At 34.8% G+C, this 22372-nt stretch carries 18 protein-coding genes; 9 read left to right on the top strand and 9 right to left on the bottom strand.

The window, feature by feature from the left end; translation table 11 throughout:
• Nucleotide 1: 1 nt before the first annotated feature.
• The gene (locus tag GJV85_RS02515; RefSeq protein ID WP_207562306.1) at nucleotides 2-3445 is read left to right on the top strand and encodes a hybrid sensor histidine kinase/response regulator; all 3444 of its coding nucleotides are present in this window, start codon (nucleotides 2-4) and stop codon (nucleotides 3443-3445) included.
• 11 nt (nucleotides 3446-3456) lie between these two features.
• Nucleotides 3457-3834 (top strand): response regulator, encoded by a 378-nt coding sequence (locus tag GJV85_RS02510; protein ID WP_207562305.1) that lies wholly within the window; start codon nucleotides 3457-3459, stop codon nucleotides 3832-3834.
• A gap of 20 nt (nucleotides 3835-3854) precedes the next feature.
• Here the strand turns inward: GJV85_RS02510 and lon are convergent, their stop codons facing one another.
• Both lon and bamD read right to left on the bottom strand, forming a co-directional pair.
• Entirely contained in the window at nucleotides 3855-6272 is a 2418-nt protein-coding gene (gene lon / locus GJV85_RS02505) for an endopeptidase La (RefSeq protein ID WP_207562304.1), read from the bottom strand.
• A 17-nt stretch (nucleotides 6273-6289) separates the two neighbouring features.
• On the bottom strand, nucleotides 6290-7027 hold the full coding sequence (bamD, locus tag GJV85_RS02500; protein WP_207562303.1) for an outer membrane protein assembly factor BamD: 738 nt from the start codon (nucleotides 7025-7027) through the stop codon (nucleotides 6290-6292).
• A 124-nt stretch (nucleotides 7028-7151) separates the two neighbouring features.
• Here bamD and fliW point away from each other — a divergent pair, with 124 nt between their 5' ends.
• From fliW to hpf, 6 genes are all read left to right on the top strand, one after another.
• Nucleotides 7152-7535, top strand: a complete 384-nt coding sequence (fliW, locus tag GJV85_RS02495; RefSeq protein WP_207562302.1) for a flagellar assembly protein FliW — start codon at nucleotides 7152-7154, stop codon at nucleotides 7533-7535.
• Nucleotides 7536-7697: 162 nt separating this feature from the next.
• Nucleotides 7698-12299: a Calx-beta domain-containing protein gene (locus tag GJV85_RS02490; protein ID WP_207562301.1), complete on the top strand. Its 4602-nt coding sequence runs from the start codon at nucleotides 7698-7700 to the stop codon at nucleotides 12297-12299.
• Entirely contained in the window at nucleotides 12293-12913 is a 621-nt protein-coding gene (locus tag GJV85_RS02485) for a prepilin-type N-terminal cleavage/methylation domain-containing protein (protein ID WP_207562300.1), read from the top strand. The genes GJV85_RS02490 and GJV85_RS02485 overlap by 7 nt, the downstream gene beginning before the upstream one ends.
• Nucleotides 12913-13809: a type II secretion system protein gene (locus GJV85_RS02480; RefSeq protein ID WP_207562299.1), complete on the top strand. Its 897-nt coding sequence runs from the start codon at nucleotides 12913-12915 to the stop codon at nucleotides 13807-13809. Before GJV85_RS02485 ends, GJV85_RS02480 begins: the two co-directional genes overlap by 1 nt.
• Nucleotides 13785-14246 carry a hypothetical protein gene (locus GJV85_RS02475; RefSeq protein WP_207562298.1) on the top strand — a complete coding sequence of 154 codons (462 nt, stop codon included), beginning with the start codon at nucleotides 13785-13787 and terminating at the stop codon, nucleotides 14244-14246. Before GJV85_RS02480 ends, GJV85_RS02475 begins: the two co-directional genes overlap by 25 nt.
• Nucleotides 14247-14311: 65 nt before the next feature.
• Nucleotides 14312-14845: a ribosome hibernation-promoting factor, HPF/YfiA family gene (gene hpf, locus GJV85_RS02470; protein WP_207562297.1), complete on the top strand. Its 534-nt coding sequence runs from the start codon at nucleotides 14312-14314 to the stop codon at nucleotides 14843-14845.
• Between the two features lie 60 nt (nucleotides 14846-14905).
• Here hpf and GJV85_RS02465 read toward each other — a convergent pair whose 3' ends face one another.
• Together GJV85_RS02465 and GJV85_RS02460 are read right to left on the bottom strand one after the other, a co-directional pair.
• On the bottom strand, nucleotides 14906-16141 hold the full coding sequence (locus tag GJV85_RS02465) for a Na+/H+ antiporter NhaC family protein (RefSeq protein ID WP_207562296.1): 1236 nt from the start codon (nucleotides 16139-16141) through the stop codon (nucleotides 14906-14908).
• 142 nt (nucleotides 16142-16283) lie between these two features.
• A complete protein-coding gene (locus GJV85_RS02460) occupies nucleotides 16284-16904 on the bottom strand; it encodes an acyl-CoA acyltransferase (RefSeq protein ID WP_207562295.1) in 621 nt (206 codons plus the stop codon).
• A gap of 54 nt (nucleotides 16905-16958) precedes the next feature.
• Between GJV85_RS02460 and GJV85_RS02455 the strand changes: the two genes are divergently transcribed.
• Nucleotides 16959-17660, top strand: coding sequence for a L,D-transpeptidase family protein (locus GJV85_RS02455; RefSeq protein WP_207562294.1), 702 nt, complete (start codon nucleotides 16959-16961; stop codon nucleotides 17658-17660).
• On the opposite strand, the gene GJV85_RS02450 is transcribed toward GJV85_RS02455, so the two are convergent.
• The 5 genes from GJV85_RS02450 to GJV85_RS02430 form a co-directional block, all read right to left on the bottom strand.
• Nucleotides 17657-17977, bottom strand: a complete 321-nt coding sequence (locus GJV85_RS02450; protein WP_207562293.1) for a hypothetical protein — start codon at nucleotides 17975-17977, stop codon at nucleotides 17657-17659. The genes GJV85_RS02455 and GJV85_RS02450 overlap by 4 nt on opposite strands.
• A gap of 1 nt (nucleotide 17978) precedes the next feature.
• Nucleotides 17979-19580, bottom strand: coding sequence for an arginine--tRNA ligase (gene argS / locus GJV85_RS02445; protein WP_207562292.1), 1602 nt, complete (start codon nucleotides 19578-19580; stop codon nucleotides 17979-17981).
• A 3-nt stretch (nucleotides 19581-19583) separates the two neighbouring features.
• A complete protein-coding gene (locus GJV85_RS02440; protein WP_207562291.1) occupies nucleotides 19584-19814 on the bottom strand; it encodes a Sec-independent protein translocase subunit TatA/TatB in 231 nt (76 codons plus the stop codon).
• 68 nt (nucleotides 19815-19882) lie between these two features.
• Nucleotides 19883-20503, bottom strand: a complete 621-nt coding sequence (gene gmk, locus GJV85_RS02435; protein WP_207562290.1) for a guanylate kinase — start codon at nucleotides 20501-20503, stop codon at nucleotides 19883-19885.
• Nucleotides 20503-22335, bottom strand: coding sequence for a DNA topoisomerase IV (locus GJV85_RS02430; RefSeq protein WP_207562289.1), 1833 nt, complete (start codon nucleotides 22333-22335; stop codon nucleotides 20503-20505). The genes gmk and GJV85_RS02430 overlap by 1 nt, the downstream gene beginning before the upstream one ends.
• Nucleotides 22336-22372 lie beyond the last annotated feature (37 nt).

Here is a 22372-nt window from a genome sequence, read left to right as displayed (position 1 = left end):
GATGCAATTAGGACTTAAAAATAGACTAAGACTTATAAGTTTACTTCCAATTATTATTTTATTTGTCATCACAAGTTACTTTGTTTATAACTCTTATGAAAATTATAGAGCTGCACAAATACTCCAGGATAAACTTTCTGAGAATAGAGAACTTAATATTTTAGTAAATAACATTTCAAGAGAACGTGGTATGACCGTTATGTATTTAGGTAATTCATCTAAAAACACACTCAAGTCACTTATCAAACAAAGAAAAGTTGTTAATGAAAAAGAAGCACTCTATATGAGTAATATCAAAAACAATGAAGCACTTCATGATCATTCAGAAGGCATGGTCAACTGCTCGACTTGTCAAAGTATAGAAGCACTTAGTGAGTCTCTCAGCCAGATAAAAGAGACACGACTTCTAGTTGATGAACATGCTACAAACTTTGAAGATGTTTACAAAACTGTATATGGTGCAGCCCAACATAAGGCTATATCAAGACTTGAAGAGATTACATCAAACCAGCTAGACTCAGAGATTAATGCGTATGCAACTGAGTATATTTCTCTAGTACGTGCTGCTGAGTTTACTTCTGCAGAGCGTGACTTTATCTCATTTGCTATTGCGCGTGGTTCTGAGTTTGAAGAGGGAGAAGTAAACAGTTGGATCTCACTAATTGCTAAAGCGGATGCATTTACCTATGATACTTTAAAAAATAGAGAGCTTGTCACTCAACTAAACGCTATCTTTAAAAATGAAGATACTTTAGAGTTATTTGAAGACATCAACACTGAAAGAACGGCTATTTTATCTGCTGCCGTTAGTGGTGACTTTGAGACAACTTCTGGTATCTGGTTTACTATGCTATCTGAAAAAATGAATAGTATCTCTAGTGCTGAAGAGATTGTTCTAACAGCAATGGATAATAGAGCTATTACAGTACAAGAAGAAGCTCTCCAGTTCCTTACAATTACATTAACTGTTTGGATTGTATCTACACTTCTTGCAATACTTGGTTACTTACTATCTAATGAGATTGCAACAAATATTAAAAACCTTGAAGATGTCTTAAAAAGGGTTGCAAAAGATACAAATGAAAGTGGAGGAAGCGTAGATATTAACCTCCATACTGCAAAAGGAACACTTGAAGCCTATGAGCTCCTCGAGCGAATTATTGAGCAAACTAGACTTGATAAAGAGTCTGCTCAAGAAGCAAGTGAAGCAAAATCTATGTTCCTCGCAAATATGTCTCATGAGATTCGTACTCCACTTAATGGTATTGTTGGTTTTACTGAACTTCTAAAAGATACAGGACTCGAAGAAGAGCAATCTGAGTTTGTTGAAATCATTGAAAAAAGTTCTGAAAATCTTCTTGAGATTATCAATAATATTCTTGACCTTTCAAAAATTGAAAGTAATAAGCTTGAAATCGAAGATATCGCCTTTAACCCGAGTGAAGAGTTTGAAAGTGCTGTTGATGTTTATGCAGTTCGAGCAAGTGAAAAACATATTGACCTCGGTTGTTTTATTGATCCTCAGCTTGAGCATCCTATTAAAGGTGATCCAACTAAGATTAAAGAGGTTATCATTAATCTTTTATCTAATGCTGTTAAGTTTACAAGTAGCTCTGGTGCTATAAATGTTGACATTAGAAAAGTAGCATGCGATACAGAAGGTATAACAAGAGTTAGATTTGAAGTACAAGATAGTGGAATCGGTGTAACTAGTGAGCAAAAAGCAAGAATATTTGATGCATTTTCCCAAGCAGATACATCAATTACTCGTAAATATGGTGGTACTGGACTTGGTCTTACAATTTCTAGTAGATTTATTGAGCTTATGGGTGGACAACTTGATCTTCACAGTGAACCAGGAGAGGGAACTACATTCTTCTTTACTATTGATTTTGAAGAGATAGAAACACTTAATGAAAGTATTAAAGGATCATTCTCAAGTATAAATGCACTAGTTCTAGAGTCATCTCATAAAACTAAACGCCAAGAGACTTACCTTCGTGAATATCTTGACTTTTACGGAGTAAGCTATACATCGTTTAAAGATCTAAACGAGCTTAAAACATTAGAGAGACAAGTAAGTTATGACCTACTTTTTGTAGATTATGATTATGCCGACGAATCTTCACTTAAAGCATATAGCGACGTATCTCAAGAGTTAATTTTACTTACTAAATCGTACTTCATGAAGAAAATCGACACTATGAATTTAGAGATATTTAAAACTGTTTATGAACCTCTTAATAACTCTAAAATAAAGCAAGCACTAGAGAATTACCATAGTGAAAACTTTAATGCTAAAAAAGCAAAGAAGATAAATAGAACAAAGTTTAATGCTGAAACGTCAAAATTTAATGCAAATGTTTTAGTAGCTGAAGATAATATAATTAATCAAAAGTTGATTAAAAGAACCCTAGAGGATATTGGTCTTACAATTACCATCGCATCTAATGGTCTTGAAGCTTTCCAAAAGAGAAAAGATGGAAACTTTGATCTTATCTTCATGGATATACAGATGCCTTTCTTAGATGGAATGGAGTCTACAAAAGAGATACTAGAGTATGAAGAGGTTTATAATCAGCCTCACGTACCTATCTTAGCATTAACAGCTAATGCACTCAAAGGTGATAGAGAGAGATTCTTAGAAGCTGGATTAGACGAGTATACAACAAAACCTCTTGTGCGTTCAGAGATTGTTTCACTTTTAAATCACTTTCTAGCTGATTATATTGTAGACACTTCTACTCCTCCACAGAGAAAACCTACTGCAGAGACTACACCAGCAGTTAAAGCCGAACCTGTTAAAAAAGAGGTAATGGCTGCTAAAGAACCTGAAGAAGTTGTTGAAACTATACAAGAGAAGACTCCAGAAGAGATTCCTCTAATCGTAGAAGAGGTTCCTGAAGTTGTAGTGAAGGAGACACCTCCAGCTATTGAAGAGTTAGCAGTTTTAGATGAGATTGTAATTGATAATGAAGATATAGAACAAGAAGTTATTATCGAGGAGATTCCTGTTCCTGTTAAAGAAGCTCCAGTTGAGATTGAAGAGATAGAAGAGATTGTAGAAGAGTCAATCCCAGAGTATAAAGCTGATATTTTACTCTCTAAAAAGAGTTCATTCGAAACAAAACTATTTACAAAAATTTTAGATCTACTAGGTTATAGCTATGAGATAGCAAAATCAACTGATGAATTAAATATCATGATTCAAGAAAATGCTTATAAGCTTATTTTGATAGATAAAGAGTGTAGTGGATTAGATCTCAAAGACTTTTCACAGCTTGTTAAAGCTTCTAATGAGCTCATAAAGTTAAAATCAAATATTTTACTTCTTACAGATCCAGCAATGCCTGAAGATCCAGATGATGCACTTTATGTAGATGAAAATATAAAAAATGTTGTTAACAAAGATTTATTACGACTACTAATAGAAAAATTTATTTAAGGACCCTGTAGATGATTAAAGAGAATATGGTAGTTTTAGCAGTTGATGATGATATGATCAACTTAAAACTACTAAAATCAATGCTTATGAAAAGTGGAAATGTAAAAGAAGTAATAGAGGCAAAGAATGGTTCTGATGCTATTGGCCAGCTAAAGAGTCGTGATGATATTGACCTTATTTTACTCGATATCATCATGCCTATAATGGGTGGGATAGATATGCTTAAAGTAGTACGAGCTGATGATAATCTTCGTCAACTGCCAATCATAGTACTAACAACTGATGAGACAAAAAAAGTGGAAGCTTTGGAGTGTGGAGCAAATGGCTTTTTAATGAAACCTATAAGAAATGATGATCTTCTGAAAAAAATATCGACGGTAATCGTTTAAATATTATCTTTAAAACAAGCCTATATAAGGACTTGTTTTAAAACTTCTTCTACTCTAGTTACACCAATAATCTCAATACTATCTTGAACTTCTTTAGGAATATCTTCTAGATCTCTCTCATAATTTTTTGCAGGAATTAAAACTTTTGTCATCCCGGCTTTATGAGCAGCAATAAGCTTCTCTTTTAATCCACCGATCGGAAGTACATCTCCGCTTAAAGACACTTCACCAGTCATAGCAACTTCTGAACGTATCTTTTTAGAGCTCAGGATTGACGATATAACACTCACCATTGCTATACCTGCACTTGGACCATCTTTTGGTGTTGCACCATCTGGAACATGAATATGAAGATCGTAGCGTTTATACACTTCACTAGGGTCAATAACAATACCATCTTCTTTTTCTTTAAATGTCATAGGTAGATTATCAGTAGAAATTTTAAGCTTTTTCGTGTCTATTAATGTTTTAACAACACTCATAGCAATACGAGCTGACTCTTTCATAACTTCGCCAAGACTACCTGTAAGTTGCATGCCACCTTTGCCTTTGATACGTATGCTTTCAATTTTTAAGACATCTCCACCAACTGCAGTCCATGCAAGACCATTAACAACACCAACAACTGCAACTTTGTCAGTTTTTTCAATTTCAAAAACACTTTTATCAAAGAACTCTTTTAAATTCTTTAGTGTCACCGAAACTTTTTTAACATCGCTATGTTGCAGTATCTCTTTTGCAACTTTTCTACTTAAGTCGGCTAAACGGCGACGAAGGTTACGAACGCCCGCTTCTCTCGTGTAGCTATGTATCAACTCTTTTAAAGCTGGTTTTGAAATATTAAGCTCTGACTTTTTAAGACCATGTTTTTTTATCTCTTGAGGAAGTAGATAACGCGAAGCTATTTCAAACTTCTCCTGAGGAGTATATGAGCTTACAGATATAAACTCCATTCTATCACGAAGTGGAGCTGGTATACGGCCAACATCGTTTGCCGTAGCTATAAATATTACGTTGCTTAAGTCCAAATCAAAATTTAAATAATAATCTCGAAATTCATTGTTTTGTTCTGGGTCTAAAATCTCTAAAAGTGCCGCAGTTGGATCACCACGTTGTGAACGAGAAACCTTATCTATCTCATCAAGAACGATAACCGGATTCATTTTCTTAGCGTCTATTAAACCTTGCGTTATGCGTCCAGGCATTGCTCCAACATAAGTACGACGATGTCCACGAAGCTCATTTACATCTTCAAGTCCACCAAGAGCTATACGAATAAGTGGGCGCTTTAACGCAGTAGCTATAGAGTTAGCAAGTGAAGTTTTACCTACACCTGGAGGTCCTGAAAAACAGAGGATAGCCCCTGCACTCTTTTTATTATTGATCCCACGAAGTTCAAGTAACTCTTTAACCGCAAAATACTCAACTATACGTTTTTTAGGTTTTTCAAGTGAAAAGTGATCTTTATCAAGTTGAGCTTCTACATTATCTATATGGAGTGATTTTTTAGAAATCTCACCAAAAGGGATATCTAAAACCCACTCAAGATAAGTCTGAGTCATTGAAGAGTCTGATGAATCTGGATGCATTCGTGAGTAACGCTCGAGTTGCTTATTTATCTCTTTATAAGCATCTTTAGTCATCTTCTCTTTTTTAGCTTCAAGTTTTTTTCTATACTCTTCTATCTCTTCATCTCTAGAGTTGTCTGTTCCAAGCTCTTTTTGAATCTGTTTTAGTTGCTCTTTTAAAAAGTACTCTTTATTCACTTTTTCTATATGAGTATGTACCTTTGAACGTATCTCTTTTTGAAGTTTATTTGCTTCTATTTCATCTATTAGGTAATCTATAAGATCTAAAAATCTTTTTTCAGTATCAAGTTCTACAAAAAGGTTGTATGCTTGTTCTTTTTTCAATTTTACAGTTGAGCATATTAAATCTATAATGCGATTATGGTCATGATTTTCTTCTATAGTTTTAAGTAAATCGGGTGGGAAGTAATTACTAACGCCGGAGAGAGTTCTCACCTTTTCTCTAAGTACTTCAAGAATTGCATCAACTTTAAGTGAATGTACTTCAGTTGGTTCCATTACCGAAACATGAGCTATAAGCGGGTTTGCTGAAACTTCATACATAGATTTTGCACGAGCCAGACCTTGAAAAAGAACTTTTACTCTACCATCAGGAAGGGCTACTTTTCTCATTATAGAGCCAATAACACCAGCATCATACAGAGACTCAAAGTCACGTTTACCAGAATGCGATGGCTTAGTCGTACAAACTATAACTAAAGAGTTCTCTTCTATAGCCTTAGTTGCTGCACTAATATTCTCTTCATCACTTAAGAAAAGTGGTGAAATCATAAAGGGGTATAAAAAAAGTTCATCCTCAGCTATTACTGGTATATCTGCTGGAAACTCTCCATAATTACTTAGTTGCATACATTATCACCTTATATTTATTTTGTTGTATTTGTTTCTTTTACAGAGTTGCGTGAAACTACACTCTGTGTCTCAGGTATTAGATACTCATACCAACTAGATGTGCCATCACCTTCAAACCACTCTCTATACCATGGTGTATCTGCTCTATCAATATTATTCCATTCTATCCATGGTTGAGGCTTTATATCACGATAGTACTGTTCACTTTTAGGTTTATCAAGTCTACCATATAGAGATGCAATACTCTCATTGAGTGCTGCATCAGCCATATAAAGGTTCGTAATCATGCTGTCGATAGAGCTCAAGTACATAGAGTTAGAGTAGTTATATCTAAACTGCTTTGCTTCAAGAATTGCATCGTTTATCAGAACTTGATCACGTCTTGGATTTGGCAGAGCCAAATATTTTGCTTTTATCTTTAAAAACTCCGCAAACTCTTTCTCATTAGGATTTGCATAGCGTTTAATATACTCATTTAAAAAATGCTCACTTAAGAGATACTCTTCATACTGCATATGTGCGATAGCAAGTATCATAGTTGCCTCTGGTAAAAGAGGTGAGCCTATATGCTCTCCTTGAAGTGAGGAATAATAGTTATCTGCTTTGTCAATAGTTCCATCTGATATAGCTTCAATTATCTTTGCATACCAAAATAGAGCTGGCTTATTATACTCATCTACTTCTTTTGCACAGCCACTAAACAAAATTAGTATTGTAAAAAAAGTAAGTATTAATTTTTTTTGTATTATCATAAAAAAGTATTCCTGTATTTTATATAAGTTGTTATTTTATCTAAAAGAGTTATATATCTCTTTAAAGTAGGTACAAATTATGCTTTATTAAGTTTAATACAAACATTATGCACAAGGGTTTTAAATGAAATTTGATATATCAGTACCTCTTTTAGGTTTCGAAGATGTAAAAGAAGTTGAACTACAAAAGATTGATGATATCTTTATGAAAATGGTATCTTGTAAAGATGAAAATATATCTTTTACTATGATAAATCCTTTTGTTTTAAGAGAGTATGACTTTGAAGTTCCCCAAAATATCAAAACACTACTAGATATCTCAGAAAAATCAAACCTTCTTATCTTAAACATTGTACTTATACAAACGCCAATAGAAGATTCTATAGTCAATTTCATAGGCCCTGTAATTTATAATACGGATAATAACAAAGCCGCACAAATCATTCTAGCCGACTCAAAAGAGTATGGCGTTGCTGAAAAGATTTCTGATTTTTTAAATAAAGAATAATAATTTAATACTACTTTTATAATTAGATACTTTATAGATAAAATAGCTTATTTTAAGCTTTTTCAAAGCTAATCGGGAAGATAATGTAATATTATAAGTAATAATTACTACTGAGCCCCGTTGTTTTGTGCTGTAATTTTTACTCTTTTATAGGAGTCCACCATGAAGTCTTTTTACACACTTTTTTTACTTTTTAATATTTTTTTCTTGCCTTTGTCGCTTAATGCAGCCGTATTTGATCCGTGTACAAATACATTTGAAGGGCCTTTAAACTCTCTGCCTGGCGGTAGCATAACCTTTGGTGCCGCTACAGTAACTGGAACTTCCCCCATAGGTCAAGTAATAAGTACTAATATAAATAACGGCAATGGAGAGACATGTGATGGTATAAGTCCATGTATGCTAACAGGTACAGAAGTATCCCCTTATAGTTTTACACTTGATACAGGTAGCGGTAGTGATGGAGAGGTCAAATTAAATTCTACAACTATATCAACACCAAAAGAGTACAGTAAATTAGAGTTAAGAGGAAATAGAACTCTAACATTTGAAAGCACTACTATAAAAGTTGTGAGCGAATTTCTCCTTGGTAGTGATGATGTGATAAATATCACTGGTGATGTCGTCATATATGCAAATAAGGTTCTCTTTGGATCTGATAATCAAATAAATATAAATCCGGGGGCTTCACTTACAATATATGCAGATGTAATTCAAACTGGCTCTGGCTTTAAGACCACGTCATCGCATGCTGCTCATGAATTTGCAATGCTAGCAAAAACTAAACTCACCACAGATAGTGATAATGACTTTACGGCAGCATTGTACTCTGATGGTGATTTAACATTTAATGCCACTACAAATTTTTCCGGTGCTATAACTGCTACAACTATTAACACAGGAGATGCTACAATAAGTGGAGAATCAATATGTAGCTCGTCAACAACACAACCTGCTCCTGATGAACCTATTGCTGACACATCAGTATGTGGTATTTTTCCAAGTGTGCTTGCTTCTTATACATCTTTAACGACCTCACAAAATGATATATTTAATCAATGTACAGTTTCTACTCCTATTGGTAGCTTTAATGAAGCCACTTCAGGAAACACAGCACTAACATGTTATGAAGGACCAAATATTCATACTCCTGAATGTGTCTGTACTGGTGCTTACTGTAGCGATAATGGAAGCTGTGAACTTATTCCAGAACCTGAAAACAGCTACGACCATACTCATATTTCAACAAGTTTTCCCCTTACTCCTGTCACTGTAACAGGTAGTGACATAACATTTACTGACTTAGAATATGGAAGCTATGAATTTAATGGCAATAATCAAAAAATATATTTTGAACCTCAAGAAACATATAATAATTCAACAAGAAGAGTGATGCTTTTAGGAGATATAACTAATTCAAAAAATGGTCAAACTATCACCTTTGAAGAAGGGGACTACTACTTTAACTCTTGGAATATGGCTGGAAATACAGCTAATATTGTGGTAAATGGGGATGTACGTATATATATTAAAGAGAACTTTATATTTGGAGGAAATAGTGCCGTTTCATATGGAACTGGCTCAATTTTCATATATGTATTAGGTGACACCGACTTTACTGGAAATGGTGGAGGAAATAGCTTATTAAACATGTTTGTATACACTGAAGGCAATCTGCTAATAAATTGGAATAGCCAATCTGATTTATATGGAGGATTTGCTGCAGAAGGTAATATAAATATTCCTGGAAATAATGTAAATTTCACATACGATGAAGCTGGTGCAAATGCTCTTGGATTTGGTGAGTGTGAGATTACTATCGGATTTGAGCAAGCTACTTATACTGTTTCAGAAAATATCAACTTAGCTGATGATTTGTTAGAGGCAATGCCAGTGAATATAGTCCTATCTAGTCCTTCTCCGACTGACACTTCAGTGGTGTATGCAACACGTAATGGAACTGCCGTTGCCGATGTTGACTATGTATCAGCAACTAAAACAGTCATTATCCCTGCTGGCGACACTTCAGTAACTATAGAAATTTTCATCCGCCATGATGTTGATGTTGAGCTTGAAGAGAACTTTTTTATAGACTTAAGCAATATCTCTCCAAATGATGGATCTATAATATTTGGTGTCAATCCAACTGAGGTTATAATAAATACTCAAACAACAGTTCAAAACTGTTATGAAGATGAATTCACAGGTACCTTAGATGATACCTGGAGAACACTTTATAGTAATGGAAGCTTTATCCCTACTATAGTAAATGGAAGACTACGAATGACGCCTGCACAGGGGCAAATTGCAACTGCTGTTACAAAAGATTATGAGTTTCAAGCTGCACATAACCTCATAATACTTGAGTTTGATGCTTATGCTCATAGTGGCAATGGAGCAGATGGGTTTACAGTCGTTCTATATGACACTAATGTCGGTGATTCACCAAATCCAGGTGCTTTTGGTGGTTCCCTTGGTTATGCTCAAAAAAATGCGGCCAGTGATGCTGGTGAAACACCTGGTTTTGAAGGTGGATGGCTGGGACTTGGTTTAGATGAGTATGGAAACTATTCTAACCCAAGTGAAGGTCGAATAGGTGGACCAGGTTTTAGAAAACATGCCGTAAGTCTTAGAGGTAAAGGAAGTGGACAAAGCGGCTATGAATACTTAGCTGGTACAAACTCGCTTAACCCTGTTTTATGGAGTTCATCTTCAAACTATACAAGTGGTCGTTTTAAAATGACTGTGGATTCACGTGATCCAGCACATTTATATATATCACTTGAACGAGATGCAGCTATCGATGGCACATATGAGAGCACCATAATTAGTCAGTTTGATGCAATTTCACAGCAAGGAACTCCTCCTGCCTATGTAAGACTTGCTATCACTGGTAGTACTGGTGGACTTAATGCAGTTCACGAAATAGACAACTTAAAACTTGATGGAGTTTGTAGAGTATACAATGCAAACCCTTCTATTTTAAGTAGTTTAGACGCATGGGAAACTAGCATAAGCGATAGAAATATTACTACTAAAATAGTTAACAAACCATTTTCTCTTACACTTGCTAGTCTGAGTGCAGATAGCACTTCTCTTCAAGCAGTGCCAAATATGGTGATAGAATATAAACTCTACGATAATGACACTTCATCTGATGTAACAAACTACGCTGACTTTAATCTCACTTCGGGTTCTGTAGTTGAGAACTTTACTATAACTTCGGGTGCATACAAAGATGTTCGTGTCAGGTTTAGATATTGTGAAAATCAACTTAATGATGAACTAGCTCAGTTGGGTCTTTGTGCAAGTGGTGCGAGTGGATATATTTATAAAGAAGCTGATAGTACAGACAACTTTGCCATCCGTCCTGAAAAGTTTGATATTTCAGTACCTACGGGACAAAATATAAACCTTCTAACATCAGGTACTAACTATGACTTTCCTCTTGTTGCCAGTCAATATAATATAACAACACCTACATTTCGTTACAATATTACCGCTGCAGAAACTATCTTAGATATACAAAAAACAGCAATGTATGCACCAGATACGGTCACTCTTGATAATACTCTAACTGGTATAGCAAATTTTGGCACAACCTTTAATATGTTAAATGGTAATGCAGTAAATGCACTGAATATGAACTTTAGCGATGTCGGAAAAGTAACTATCCAACTTCAAGATATCAATTGGTCCAGTGTGGATAGCGATGATACACCTGGCGATTGTTCTTTAGCTGGAAGATATATCTGTGGAGAGATCAATGCTACATTTATACCTGACCATTTTGATTTAAATAATACTGTACTATCTAACCAAAGTGCTGCTACTTTTACCTATATTTCTAGTACTCCTAATGATATAAACATGTCAGCACATATTGCAACTATAGTATCCGCTAAAAATTCCCTTGGAGCGACTACTCAAAACTTCAACTCAGGTTCATGGGAAAACCCTGTTGATGTGATTTTAGCTGTGACAACAGTAAATACACCGACAGTTAATATAAATGATATTAATCAGAACCTTAACTTAGGTTTTACGAATGGTCAAATTTTAATTACTACAGCTGACACAAATAATAGTAAAAATATCTTCTTTAACTTTGATAGAACTGTAAATAATACACTTAATCCTTTTGTTGTTAATGCTGCTGATGTAACACTTAATGCAACTTCTATATATTCAGACTCAGGAACAGTCGTCCCTGTTACAAGTTTCGCGGATCCTGCAACTTCAAATGCAACATTTATTTATGGAAGAACAAATGCTCCAAGACATATTTTTGAAGGAACAACTGGAACTACACTGATATACTATGAGTCATTTTGTGATGGTACAGATGCAAATGGTGTAGTCTGTGATAAAGCACTTCTACCAGATGGAGTAGCATCTCAAAGTACAAATGATCCGCGTTGGTTTAGAAACACTCTTCACAATGCATCAACTACATCGGGCACAGTTGGAGTAGTTTCACAAAAAGGCTCTGCCGCTAATGTCGGAGTAGGAATTATAAATAATGTAACGCCAACGGAAGTTCCATTGACTTACACCGGTGCAAACTTACCATATAAGGCTACTATGGAACACAATTCTTCTTCATGGCTCATATATAATAGATATGACAACACTGCAACAGCAAATGAATTTGAAGTAGAGTTTGTTGGTGGTACAAGCTCATGGGCAGGTCAACATGAAGAGAGTAATACGAAAACAAAAAATAGTGCCGCGAGTAAAACTAACAGGAGAAGTATGTGGTAAGATTTGCGTTTACGCTTATTGAACTTATCTTTGCTATTGTTGTAATCGGGATTACCGTTGTATCATTACCAATGATGACTCAGGTTACTGCAAAAGGTATAGATGAAAATATTGTTCAAGAAGCTATTTTTGCAGCAACTACTGAACTTACAGAGACTATCACATATAGATGGGATGAAAACTCTCTAGAGCTAACTGACCCTAACTCTCTTTCTAGGGTTATAAATACAGGTGACTGTAATGCAACAACAAAACTAAGACCTGGACATATCAACCAACCTCTTCATAGAAGATGCTTAGAAGATACAACTGTAACAGTAACAGCTACTGCTAACCTTGGTCCAGATGCTGGAGATTCTGATGACATAGATGACACGATTCACTCTCCCTCAAGTATTTTAACAGGTACGACCCCTGGAACAGCCGAGGGATATAAACAAGATTATAATAGTAGTATATCTGTCGCTTATGCGGACTTTGGCACTACTACAGCCGCCAGTCAGAATATGAAAAAAATAACCATCTCTATATCTGATGCAGGTGGCTTAGTGACACGATTAAGTGCATATAGTGCTAACATTGGTGAAGTTGATTACTATAAGAGGAGCTACTAATGAAATATCGTAGTGCCTTTACCATGTTGGAGCTAATATTTGTAATTGTTATCATGGGAATAATTGGAAAGTTTGGTACAGAATTTCTAGCACAGGCTTCAAAAAGTTTTATCTTCTCAAATATAAATAATCAACTTCAGTCCGACAGTGCCAGTACAGTTGAGTTTATATCTGCAAGACTAAGAGATAGAATAAAAGATTCCGTTATAGCCAGAACGGGAGCGGGGGCACCTCCCATAGCTCTTTTTAATGCTGTAGGTAATACTTATAGTGTATTAGAATGGATCTCTTCAGATATTGATGGCTTTCGCGGTAACTCAGATAATGTAGCGACAGATAATTTTCCAAACTGGAGTGGTGTCATCGACTTAGTCCCAGGAAATGCTGCAGGTTTAGTCTCCCCTGGAACTGATACAGCAAAAGTTAGTTCGCTAATAAATACTCTCTCTTATGGCGATAAAACTATAGCAGATGCTGCACTTTACTTTATAGGTTCAAACAGTAACATTAATGGATATGGCTGGAGTGGAGCTATCACAGATCAAAACCAGACACTACATCCTATAGATTTTGGAGCAAATAGTGATGAATTTTCTCCAGGAATTACCTTTGCAGGAGTTGATATTTACGAATATTATAAACTTGTATGGACTGCTTATGCCTTAGTTTATACTGCTGGAACTAATGGTAAAGGTACTTTAACTCTTTATTATGATTATCAGCCATGGAATGGGGACAATTTTTTAACTGATGGAACAGCTTCAGTTCTAATGGAAAATGTAAGTGCTTTTCAGTTTATGTCAATAGGTTCAATTATGAAAGTTCAAGTTTGTGTCAAGAGTGACTTAATTACAACGGAGGAGTATTCAATATGCAAAGAAAAAACTATTTTCTAAAAACCTCTAAGTATAAAAACTCACGTAGCGGTATCGCTATGATTATGGCCATTACCGTCATAGTTATTGTGGCTACCATTATGGCTCTTTCTTTATCTATGACAGCACAAACAACTAAGCGTACAACAGACTTATACCTCTATGAGCAGTCTGTACTTATGTCAAAAAGTGCAACAGAGTATGCACTACTTAGAATCTCTCAAAATAATGGATGTTTAAATACAATAGCTCCATTTACCATTGACTCTATCTATGATATAACTATAGATATAAAATATATTGGCACTGCTCCAACAGCATGCAGTGACTATATCTCAAATATACAAACACCAGAACAAGATGGGTCTGTTCTACTTGATGTCACCGTAAGTATAAATGATACCAATATAACAAATGAACCTATCACATTTTTTAGAAGAAGTATTCAAAAATTATAGGTAAATAATTTTTTGTAAACCTTTTAATGTTATAATCATTAACATTACAACAAAAGGATTTTATTATGAATATCTCTTTAACAGGAAGACATTTAGAACTCACAGATGCTATCAAAGCACATATCAATACATCTATAGACACACTTAATAAATTTAATATGGACATTATCTCAGTAAATGTAGTTGCGTCTGCTCAGACAAAAAAAGGTAAAGAACACTCAGTTGTTGAGTTTGTTATTAATCTTGCTCATAAAAACTCTGTAATCATTAAACAAAACGATGATGACTTATATGCAGCTATAGACATAGCAATCTCTCGTGCACAAAAAGCGCTTCGCCGTATGCATGACAAAGAAGTTGGGCATGGTAAAGTTGGACTTAACGAAGTAAAAGCTGAGAGTGTAGATGTAAAAGAAGTGACAGAAGCTATGGAAGATGAAATAGTTCCTATGGAACTTACGCTTTACAAGCCCCGTGAAGTTGAAGATGTATTAAACGACCTCAAAGAGGGTGACAAAACATTTGAAATCTTTATAGACCATGAAGATAAAACTCGTGTTTTATATAAACGCAGCGATGGTAAATTCGGACTCTATTAATAGTTTTGGCTTTTTATACTCTTTATAAAAAGCCACTATATTCCCTCAATTTCTCTTCAATTAAATTATACTCAACCCAATAAACAGACTAAATGCGATAGCCCCACTTACTAAGGCATAAGGCAATTGTGTTTTTACATGCTCTACAACATCACAATCAGCTGCCATAGACGAGATAATCGTAGTATCAGAGATTGGTGAGCAGTGGTCTCCAAAAATACCACCTGAGATAACCGCACCTATGCACAAAGCTATATTTGCATCCATGCCTACTGCCATCGGAATAGCAATAGGAATCATAATGCTAAACGTACCCCAAGACGTACCCGTAGAAAATGAAATAATACTCCCTAAAAGAAAAATAGTTCCCGCTAAAAATATAACATTTAAGTTTTCGTTTGCTAAAGACGCTAGATACTCACCCGTTTTAAGCTCAACCGTTACGTTACCAATTGAAAAAGCAAAAATTAATATCATAGCAATTGCAAAAAATCTTTTCGCACCATGCAATGATATTTTAAGCCAAACACTAGGAGTCATATTTTTAGTTGCAACATAGTAAAAAAGCGTAAAAAAGAGGGTTGTTAAAACGGTGTAGAGTATAGAATTAGAGCCACTTCCATTTAATATATTTCCATCACCTGTGATATATAAAAATACAAATATAAATATTAACATTATAAAAATTGGTAATAGCATTAAGTACATACTATTAATTTTATTATTCTTAATTGAGTGACCTTTAGAGTACTTTGCATACTTCATTGGTCCTATATCTATACTAAACCATATCACTAAAAAAGTTACTATTAATGCAGATATCGCGTAAAAATTAAATACGATTGAATCAAGGAGAATATCTAAAGCGTTGCCAGTTAATACGCCGTTATCAATCTGAGTTGAGATAAGCCCCAGCAGTAAAGCACCATATCCATTAATAACTATTAAAGAGCCTATCGGCGCTGCTGTAGAGTCACACACATAAGCAAGCTTTGCATATGGAATTTTATACTTATCACAAAATGGCTTACCTACAGCTCCAGATACTAATGCCGTTATAGACGTTTCAATAAATACGACAACTCCAATTATATAACTTAGGAGTAGTGCTGAGCGTTTAGATTTTACAAAAGGTTTTTTATGAAGAGCAAAGTCAACAAAGCCACCTACTCCACCACTCTTTTCAATAACAGCCATAATACTTCCAAGGAGGACAACAAATGCTAATGTATTAAGAATCCATCCGGTAGTTAAAATTGTTAAATAGAGCTCATATGCTGCTTCAAGAGTGCTCATAAATGAGAACTCATTTAGTATCAGCAGGCCTAATATGGTTCCAGTAAAAAGAGATAATATTACATTTTTTGTATAAAGGGCTAAGACTATAGCTAGAAGTGAAGGGACTAAAGAGAGGGCAGAGAGTTCTATAAGTTTACCCCTAAAATTCTATAGCTAGAAGCATAAGACCAGAACGGCCAAATCTCTCTTTATAAAGTTCACATTGACTTTGTGCTACTTCTTTAAACCCTAATTTTTTATAAAAAAGTTCTGTCTCAAGTGAGCCAATTTCTATGATTGTTTGAGCTATTCTATAGCCTTTAAGTCTTGCTGTTAAAAGACTTTTTTGCATAAGCTCTTTTAAAATTCCAACATCTATAAGACCTTCAACTTCTTCAAGAAAATCAAACATTAACGTTCTCTTGTTTAAATCAAATTTACAATTATAGATAACTTCAAGTTGATCTTCAAAATCTCTGCATCCAATCTCGATGAGTGCCTCTTCAAATGTCTCTTTCGTCGCTATTCTAGGTTCAAAGCTACAAAGAGTTCCAACGCTTTTTCCATCGAGTTCTGCGATTAAAAAATTAGAGAAACTACAATGACTTTTAGCTTGAGCCTTAGTTAACTCTTCTAATTTACTCAAAACAATTTTATTATCGTTAGTTTGAAAAAGAAGATCAAATAAGCCATCTTTTTTCCCAGCACGTGTACTTTGCAATATCATTTGAGCTAAAAAAGGACTATCTTCAGCTATTGCTTTTCTAATTTTAATACTCATCATATTTATCCATAAATTAATTTATATCATATAAGAGTAATAGTACCATACTTTATGATAAAAAGTATATTAATTACAGTAAGTTTAACAATTTCACTATATTCATCACAACAAATAGTACTTGTAGTTTCAAATGATTTTAATAGCTCAAAAGCAAAGCTTGAATGCTTTGAAAATAATAAAACAATGTTTCCAATTATAGATGTTAATATCGGAAAAAATGGCTTAGGATGGGGGATAGGTAAGGAATCATTACATAAGGTAAACAATGAACCTATCAAAATGGAAGGTGATAAAAAGGCACCTGCCGGTATTTTTAAATTGACAGATATTTTTGGATATAGCCATGGCTCTAACTATTCTCTTCCTTATCTTTTTACATCGAAAAATCTTATATGTGTTGACGACAGTGACTCTCCTTTTTATAACCAAATAGTAGAGATGCAAGGAGATGAAAAAAGTTTTGAGTATATGAAACGCAGTGATGCCCAGTATGAGTTGGGTGTAGTGGTAGCACATAACAATCAGGCAATACCTAAACACGGTTCTTGTATATTTTTACATGTTCAAAAAGGAGATAATGAAGGCACAGCTGGATGTACATCAATGAAGCTAAAAGATCTTAAAAAAATAACACACTGGCTTAAAAAAGAGAAAAATCCTATTTTAATTCAAATTCCAAAAAGTTCTAGAGAGGAGATACTCCAAGTATATCCTCAACTAAAAAATTCAGAACTACTTAAAAGAGAACTCTAGTCCTCATCATCGTCATCTTCGAGTTCGTACGAAGCTTTCTCTATAACCTTTGGTATCGCTTTAACTGCTGTTAATTCACTAATATCATCAGGTGAAATACTAAGAGTCATCGCAACAAAAGATACAAGAGCATTATCATCTATAATCTCTTGACACTCATCTGATGTATTAAAAATAGTAAGCACACCATTTTCTACAAGTACATCCTTAGTTTTAATGCCTAAGTCAGCTGCAAGTATATGTAAGTCGGGACGAGTAAGACGAACGCCATCTATTTTCATAGAAAAACCTGTTCTATCATCTGGTATAACAAACATCTTATGCCTCCTCTTCTTTTTCCATTCTATCTTTAGCTTCTATGCCCATCAAAGAGAGTCCAGTTTTAATACTCAACGCCACTACTAAAAGAAGTTTTAGTAGTTTTGCTTCATCCTCCGTACCTATCATTCGCACATCATAGTAGAACTTATGTAATGATGCTGCGAGCGATTTTAGATATTCAGGTAACTTCTGCACTTGACGAGAGTTAAACGCGTCTTCAACTATCTCAGGTAAAAGCAGCGCGTCAAAAAGAAGTATGTCTGCATTTTCACCAAGATTTTTAAGTGAAGCTGCGTTTATATCTTCTCTTGAAACTGTAGCTTTAGAGAGTAGCGTCTGAATACGAGCATGAGCATACTGGATATAAAAGATAGGGTTTGAACTATCTTGTTTTTTAAACTCAGCCAAATCAAACTCTAACGCAGTATCAGACTTCTTTGAAGCGAAGATAAAACGCAAAGCGTCGCTTCCTATCTCATCAACTATGTCACTCATCAGTATTACGTTACCAGCGCGTTTACTCATCTTGTAAGGCTCGCCATCTTTAAGAAGTGAAACCATTTGAGCAAGAAGAACTTCAAGTTTCTTTGAGTCATACCCAAGAAATTCAATGGCTGCGTTTACTCTTGGGATGTAACCATGATGGTCAGCTCCCCAAATGTTAATATAATGGTCGTACTGGCGTTCAAATTTCTGGTTATGGTAAACAATGTCACCAGCTAAGTAGGTTGGACGGCTATCATCACGAACCACCACTCTATCGTGATCATCGCCCTTTGACTCAGATTTTATCCAGAGTTTAGACTCTTTTTCATAAACATTATCGCCCATCTTCTTCATAACTCTGTCCCAGTCCTCATAAAGACCAGACTCATTTACAAAAGTATCAAAGTGAATGTTAGTATCCGCTAAAGTGTCAACAACAATTTCCATTACTTTGTCTTTAGCCCACATTGCAAGTTCTTTTTGACGAGACTCATCAGAAAGGATTTCTATGCCGAAGTGCTCTTTTGCTCCAATAGATAGAGATTCAAGGTATTCACCTCTATAGTAAGACTCAGGATACTCAACATTTTTTTCTTTTAAAATATTTTCACGTGCGTAAAGCTGAATCGAAAGACCCAATAGATCTATCTGATTACCTGCGTCATTTACATAGTACTCTGCTGTTATGTCGTAACCTAAATGTTTAGCTAGACGATAAAGAGTATCACCATAAACAGCTCCACGAGCATGACCTATATGAAGAGGACCTGTCGGGTTAGCACTTACGAATTCTAAAAGTATTTTTTGATTTTTCTCTTGTGTAGCAAATTCAGAAGGATTATCTAATGCCCAAGAAGCATACTCTGCTAAGAAGTTTTCACTTAGTCTAAAGTTTAGATACCCTTTCACTGACTCTACGCTAGAAAACTCTACATACTCACCGAAAGAAGAAGCTAAATCTTCAGCAATTACCATTGGTGATTTTCTAAGTTCTTTAGCTAGTGAGAATGCTATTGGGGTAGCAAAGTGACCGAAAGAACGGTCACGAGGTTTTTCAAGAACAACTTCACGACCTAGTTTTTCGCGTAATAACGCCGATACTCGTTGTTTCAAAAGTTATGCTTGTGTAGTAGTTTTTGGAGCTTCAGCTGATGCAACTTCTTCAGTTTTTTCAACTTTCTTAGGCTCATCTGCTGCTATCTCTTCTTCAACATCTTTCATTTCAGCTTTAAAGTTTTTGATTCCTTTACCAAAACCTTTTGCTAAGTCAGGTATCTTTTTTGCACCAAATAATAAAACGATAATTCCAAAGATTATCAGTAATTCTGTTCCGCTAGGCATTCCCATAGTATATTTCCTTTTAAAATTAATTGTCGAATTATATCAGCTATTTGCTGTAAATTCTCTTATCATTACTAGATATTTTCCCACTTTTGGACAAAACTATTTATCCTATCTGTGGGTATTTTCAACCTTGCTGTTATAGCAATTTGTTTTAAAACTTCAGCCGCTACATCCAAATCATCATTAATGATTAAAAAATCATACTCTGAAGTTCTTTGAATCTCTCTTTTTGCCATCTTTAAGCGTTTATCTATCACTTCGTCACTGTCCGTAGAACGACTTACTAAACGCCTTCTTAATTCAGATAAACTAGGTGGTGTTATAAATACAGAAGTTGTAATATCACCTAGTCTATTGTTAATCGCTGTATTACCTTGTACATCGATGTCAAATATAACGAGTTTACCTTTGCTAAGTGCCTCTTTTACAGGTTTTATAGATGTACCGTAATGGTTACCATGTACTGTAGCATACTCTAAAAAATAGTCATCTTTTATATCTTGCTCAAACTCTTCTTTATCCACAAAGTGGTAATGAACACCATCAACTTCACCATCTCTTATCTCTCTTGTTGTAGTAGATATAGAGAAGTAGTAATCACCAATGTCATCTGCTATTCTGTTTATCAGTGAACTTTTGCCAGCTCCACTTGGGCCAGAGAGAACTAATACAACACCATTCTTTTCAACCACTAATTATCTCCTAGTGTAATATTTATACTTATTTTCATACCTTTGAGCGAAGCGGCTACATCTTTGTCACTCAGAGCAACAAGTAATTTTTTCAAAGACTCTACGCCATCATTTTTCACTACATCATCTTCTAAAACTTCTGTATCAGGCTTATCATGGATTACTTCATCTTCAACTAAATCTTCTGAGTCTTTAATCTCATCAACTTCTTCACCCATAGCAATTTTCAGATCTCTACTTGTGAGATTATCAAGTGAGTCTATATTTACAGATGCAATATTTAGGAGAGTCTCTTCATCAACTTCACTAGCTAAATCTTCTTCACTTAGTTCCTCAACAGCACTTTCAATCTGAGACTCTAAATCAAGCTCATCTTCAAGAGATTCACTTTCAGAAATTTCTTCACTTAAATCAACTTCATCATCCATATCTAATTCATCATCAACCTCAAGTTCTAACTCATCATCAAAATCTAACTCTTCAGAAGGCTCTTTTGAGATATCTTCAAGGTCACTATCAAGATCCATCTCTTCATCTAAGTCTAAATCATTTTCTAGCTTTAACTCATCTTCTAAATCAAAGTCATCAATTGCTTCAACATCTTCATCCTCATCAGAATTTTCACTTACACTTACTTCAGTGGTTTCATCAGCATCTAACTCATCATCAAGGTTTAAATCATCGCCTAAATCAAAATCCAATTCATCTTCTAACTCTAAATCATCTTCTAAAGAACTCTCAACAGTGTTAGGAATATCCTCCGTATCGAGTTTTAGATCATCATCTAAATCATCTCCAAGCTCATCATCCTCAGCTATTGTCTCTTGAGCAACTTTAGGAGCATCTTCTGAATCCAACTCATCATCAAGACCTAAGTCATCATCTAAATCAAAATCTAACTCGTCTTCTAAGTCTAAATCATCTTCTAAAGAACTCTCAACAGTGTTAGGAATATCATCACTATTATCCTCAGTATCGAGCTCTAGATCATCATCCAAATTAAAATCTAATTCATCATCTAAATCTAAATCATCTCCAAGCTCATCATCCTCAGCTATTGTCTCTTGAGCAACTTTAGGAGCATCTTCTGAATCCAACTCATCATCAAGACCTAAGTCATCATCTAAATCAAAATCTAACTCGTCTTCTAAGTCTAAATCATCTTCGCCACTTGTTTCATCAAGTAAATCTTTAACTTTTTGTGCTTCTTCATCGTCTAAAACACTCTCTCCTGATTCATCATCAAAAGAGATATCATCATCTTCTGGAGAGAGTTCATCTTCTTCATCTAATGAAATTTCATCATCTAGACTAAGTTCCTCATCATCTAAGGACAAGAGTTCGTCTTCAAGATCTAAATCATCATCTAGAGTATCTAAATCCTCAAGTTCCTCTAGTTCATCTAAGCCTTCAATAGTTTCAATCTCTTCAAATTCATCCGAACTATCATCGACAACTGGAGTATCTAGAGCAATATCATCACTTAAATCATCTTCATCAAGATCTGATTCACTGATTTCATTGCCTAATTTTGCGAATATCTCTACTAAGTCAGTAGGAAGAAAAGGCTTTTTTAGTGTATGTGTAAATGCTTCAACTTCTGCAGCATCTCTAGAGCATATATATAATGATTTTGAAAATTTAATCTGAGATTTTAGTGTTTCTAGGAGTTCATCATTAAAAAGTGTATCATCTACAACTAACAAATCATACTTTGTAGACTCTATCTCTGAAGGTGAACTTACAACTTCAAGTTCATCAGATGTTTTGTGGGCACTCAATGTGACTAATTTATTTACAACTGGATTATCATTTAAGAGTAATATTTTCACGCATATTCCTTAAGCAGGGTCTCAGATTATATTTACA

Source organism: Sulfurimonas aquatica, assembly GCF_017357825.1.
Taxonomy (GTDB): domain Bacteria; phylum Campylobacterota; class Campylobacteria; order Campylobacterales; family Sulfurimonadaceae; genus Sulfurimonas; species Sulfurimonas aquatica.
This window is presented reverse-complemented; position numbering and strand designations above follow the sequence as displayed.

What these genes read in the sequence shown, in the direction of transcription:
- GJV85_RS02460 (WP_207562295.1), bottom strand. Translation starts at nt 16,904, where the DNA reads ATGAGTATTAAAATTAGAAAAGCAATAGCTGAAGATAGTCCTTTTTTA.
- GJV85_RS02475 (WP_207562298.1), top strand. Translation starts at nt 13,785, where the DNA reads ATGCAAAGAAAAAACTATTTTCTAAAAACCTCTAAGTATAAAAACTCA.
- GJV85_RS02515 (WP_207562306.1), top strand. Translation starts at nt 2, where the DNA reads ATGCAATTAGGACTTAAAAATAGACTAAGACTTATAAGTTTACTTCCA.
- GJV85_RS02455 (WP_207562294.1), top strand. Translation starts at nt 16,959, where the DNA reads ATGATAAAAAGTATATTAATTACAGTAAGTTTAACAATTTCACTATAT.
- lon (WP_207562304.1), bottom strand. Translation starts at nt 6,272, where the DNA reads ATGCAACTAAGTAATTATGGAGAGTTTCCAGCAGATATACCAGTAATA.
- GJV85_RS02440 (WP_207562291.1), bottom strand. Translation starts at nt 19,814, where the DNA reads ATGGGAATGCCTAGCGGAACAGAATTACTGATAATCTTTGGAATTATC.
- GJV85_RS02450 (WP_207562293.1), bottom strand. Translation starts at nt 17,977, where the DNA reads ATGTTTGTTATACCAGATGATAGAACAGGTTTTTCTATGAAAATAGAT.
- GJV85_RS02480 (WP_207562299.1), top strand. Translation starts at nt 12,913, where the DNA reads ATGAAATATCGTAGTGCCTTTACCATGTTGGAGCTAATATTTGTAATT.
- GJV85_RS02465 (WP_207562296.1), bottom strand. Translation starts at nt 16,141, where the DNA reads ATGAGCACTCTTGAAGCAGCATATGAGCTCTATTTAACAATTTTAACT.
- hpf (WP_207562297.1), top strand. Translation starts at nt 14,312, where the DNA reads ATGAATATCTCTTTAACAGGAAGACATTTAGAACTCACAGATGCTATC.
- fliW (WP_207562302.1), top strand. Translation starts at nt 7,152, where the DNA reads ATGAAATTTGATATATCAGTACCTCTTTTAGGTTTCGAAGATGTAAAA.
- GJV85_RS02490 (WP_207562301.1), top strand. Translation starts at nt 7,698, where the DNA reads ATGAAGTCTTTTTACACACTTTTTTTACTTTTTAATATTTTTTTCTTG.
- GJV85_RS02510 (WP_207562305.1), top strand. Translation starts at nt 3,457, where the DNA reads ATGATTAAAGAGAATATGGTAGTTTTAGCAGTTGATGATGATATGATC.
- bamD (WP_207562303.1), bottom strand. Translation starts at nt 7,027, where the DNA reads ATGATAATACAAAAAAAATTAATACTTACTTTTTTTACAATACTAATT.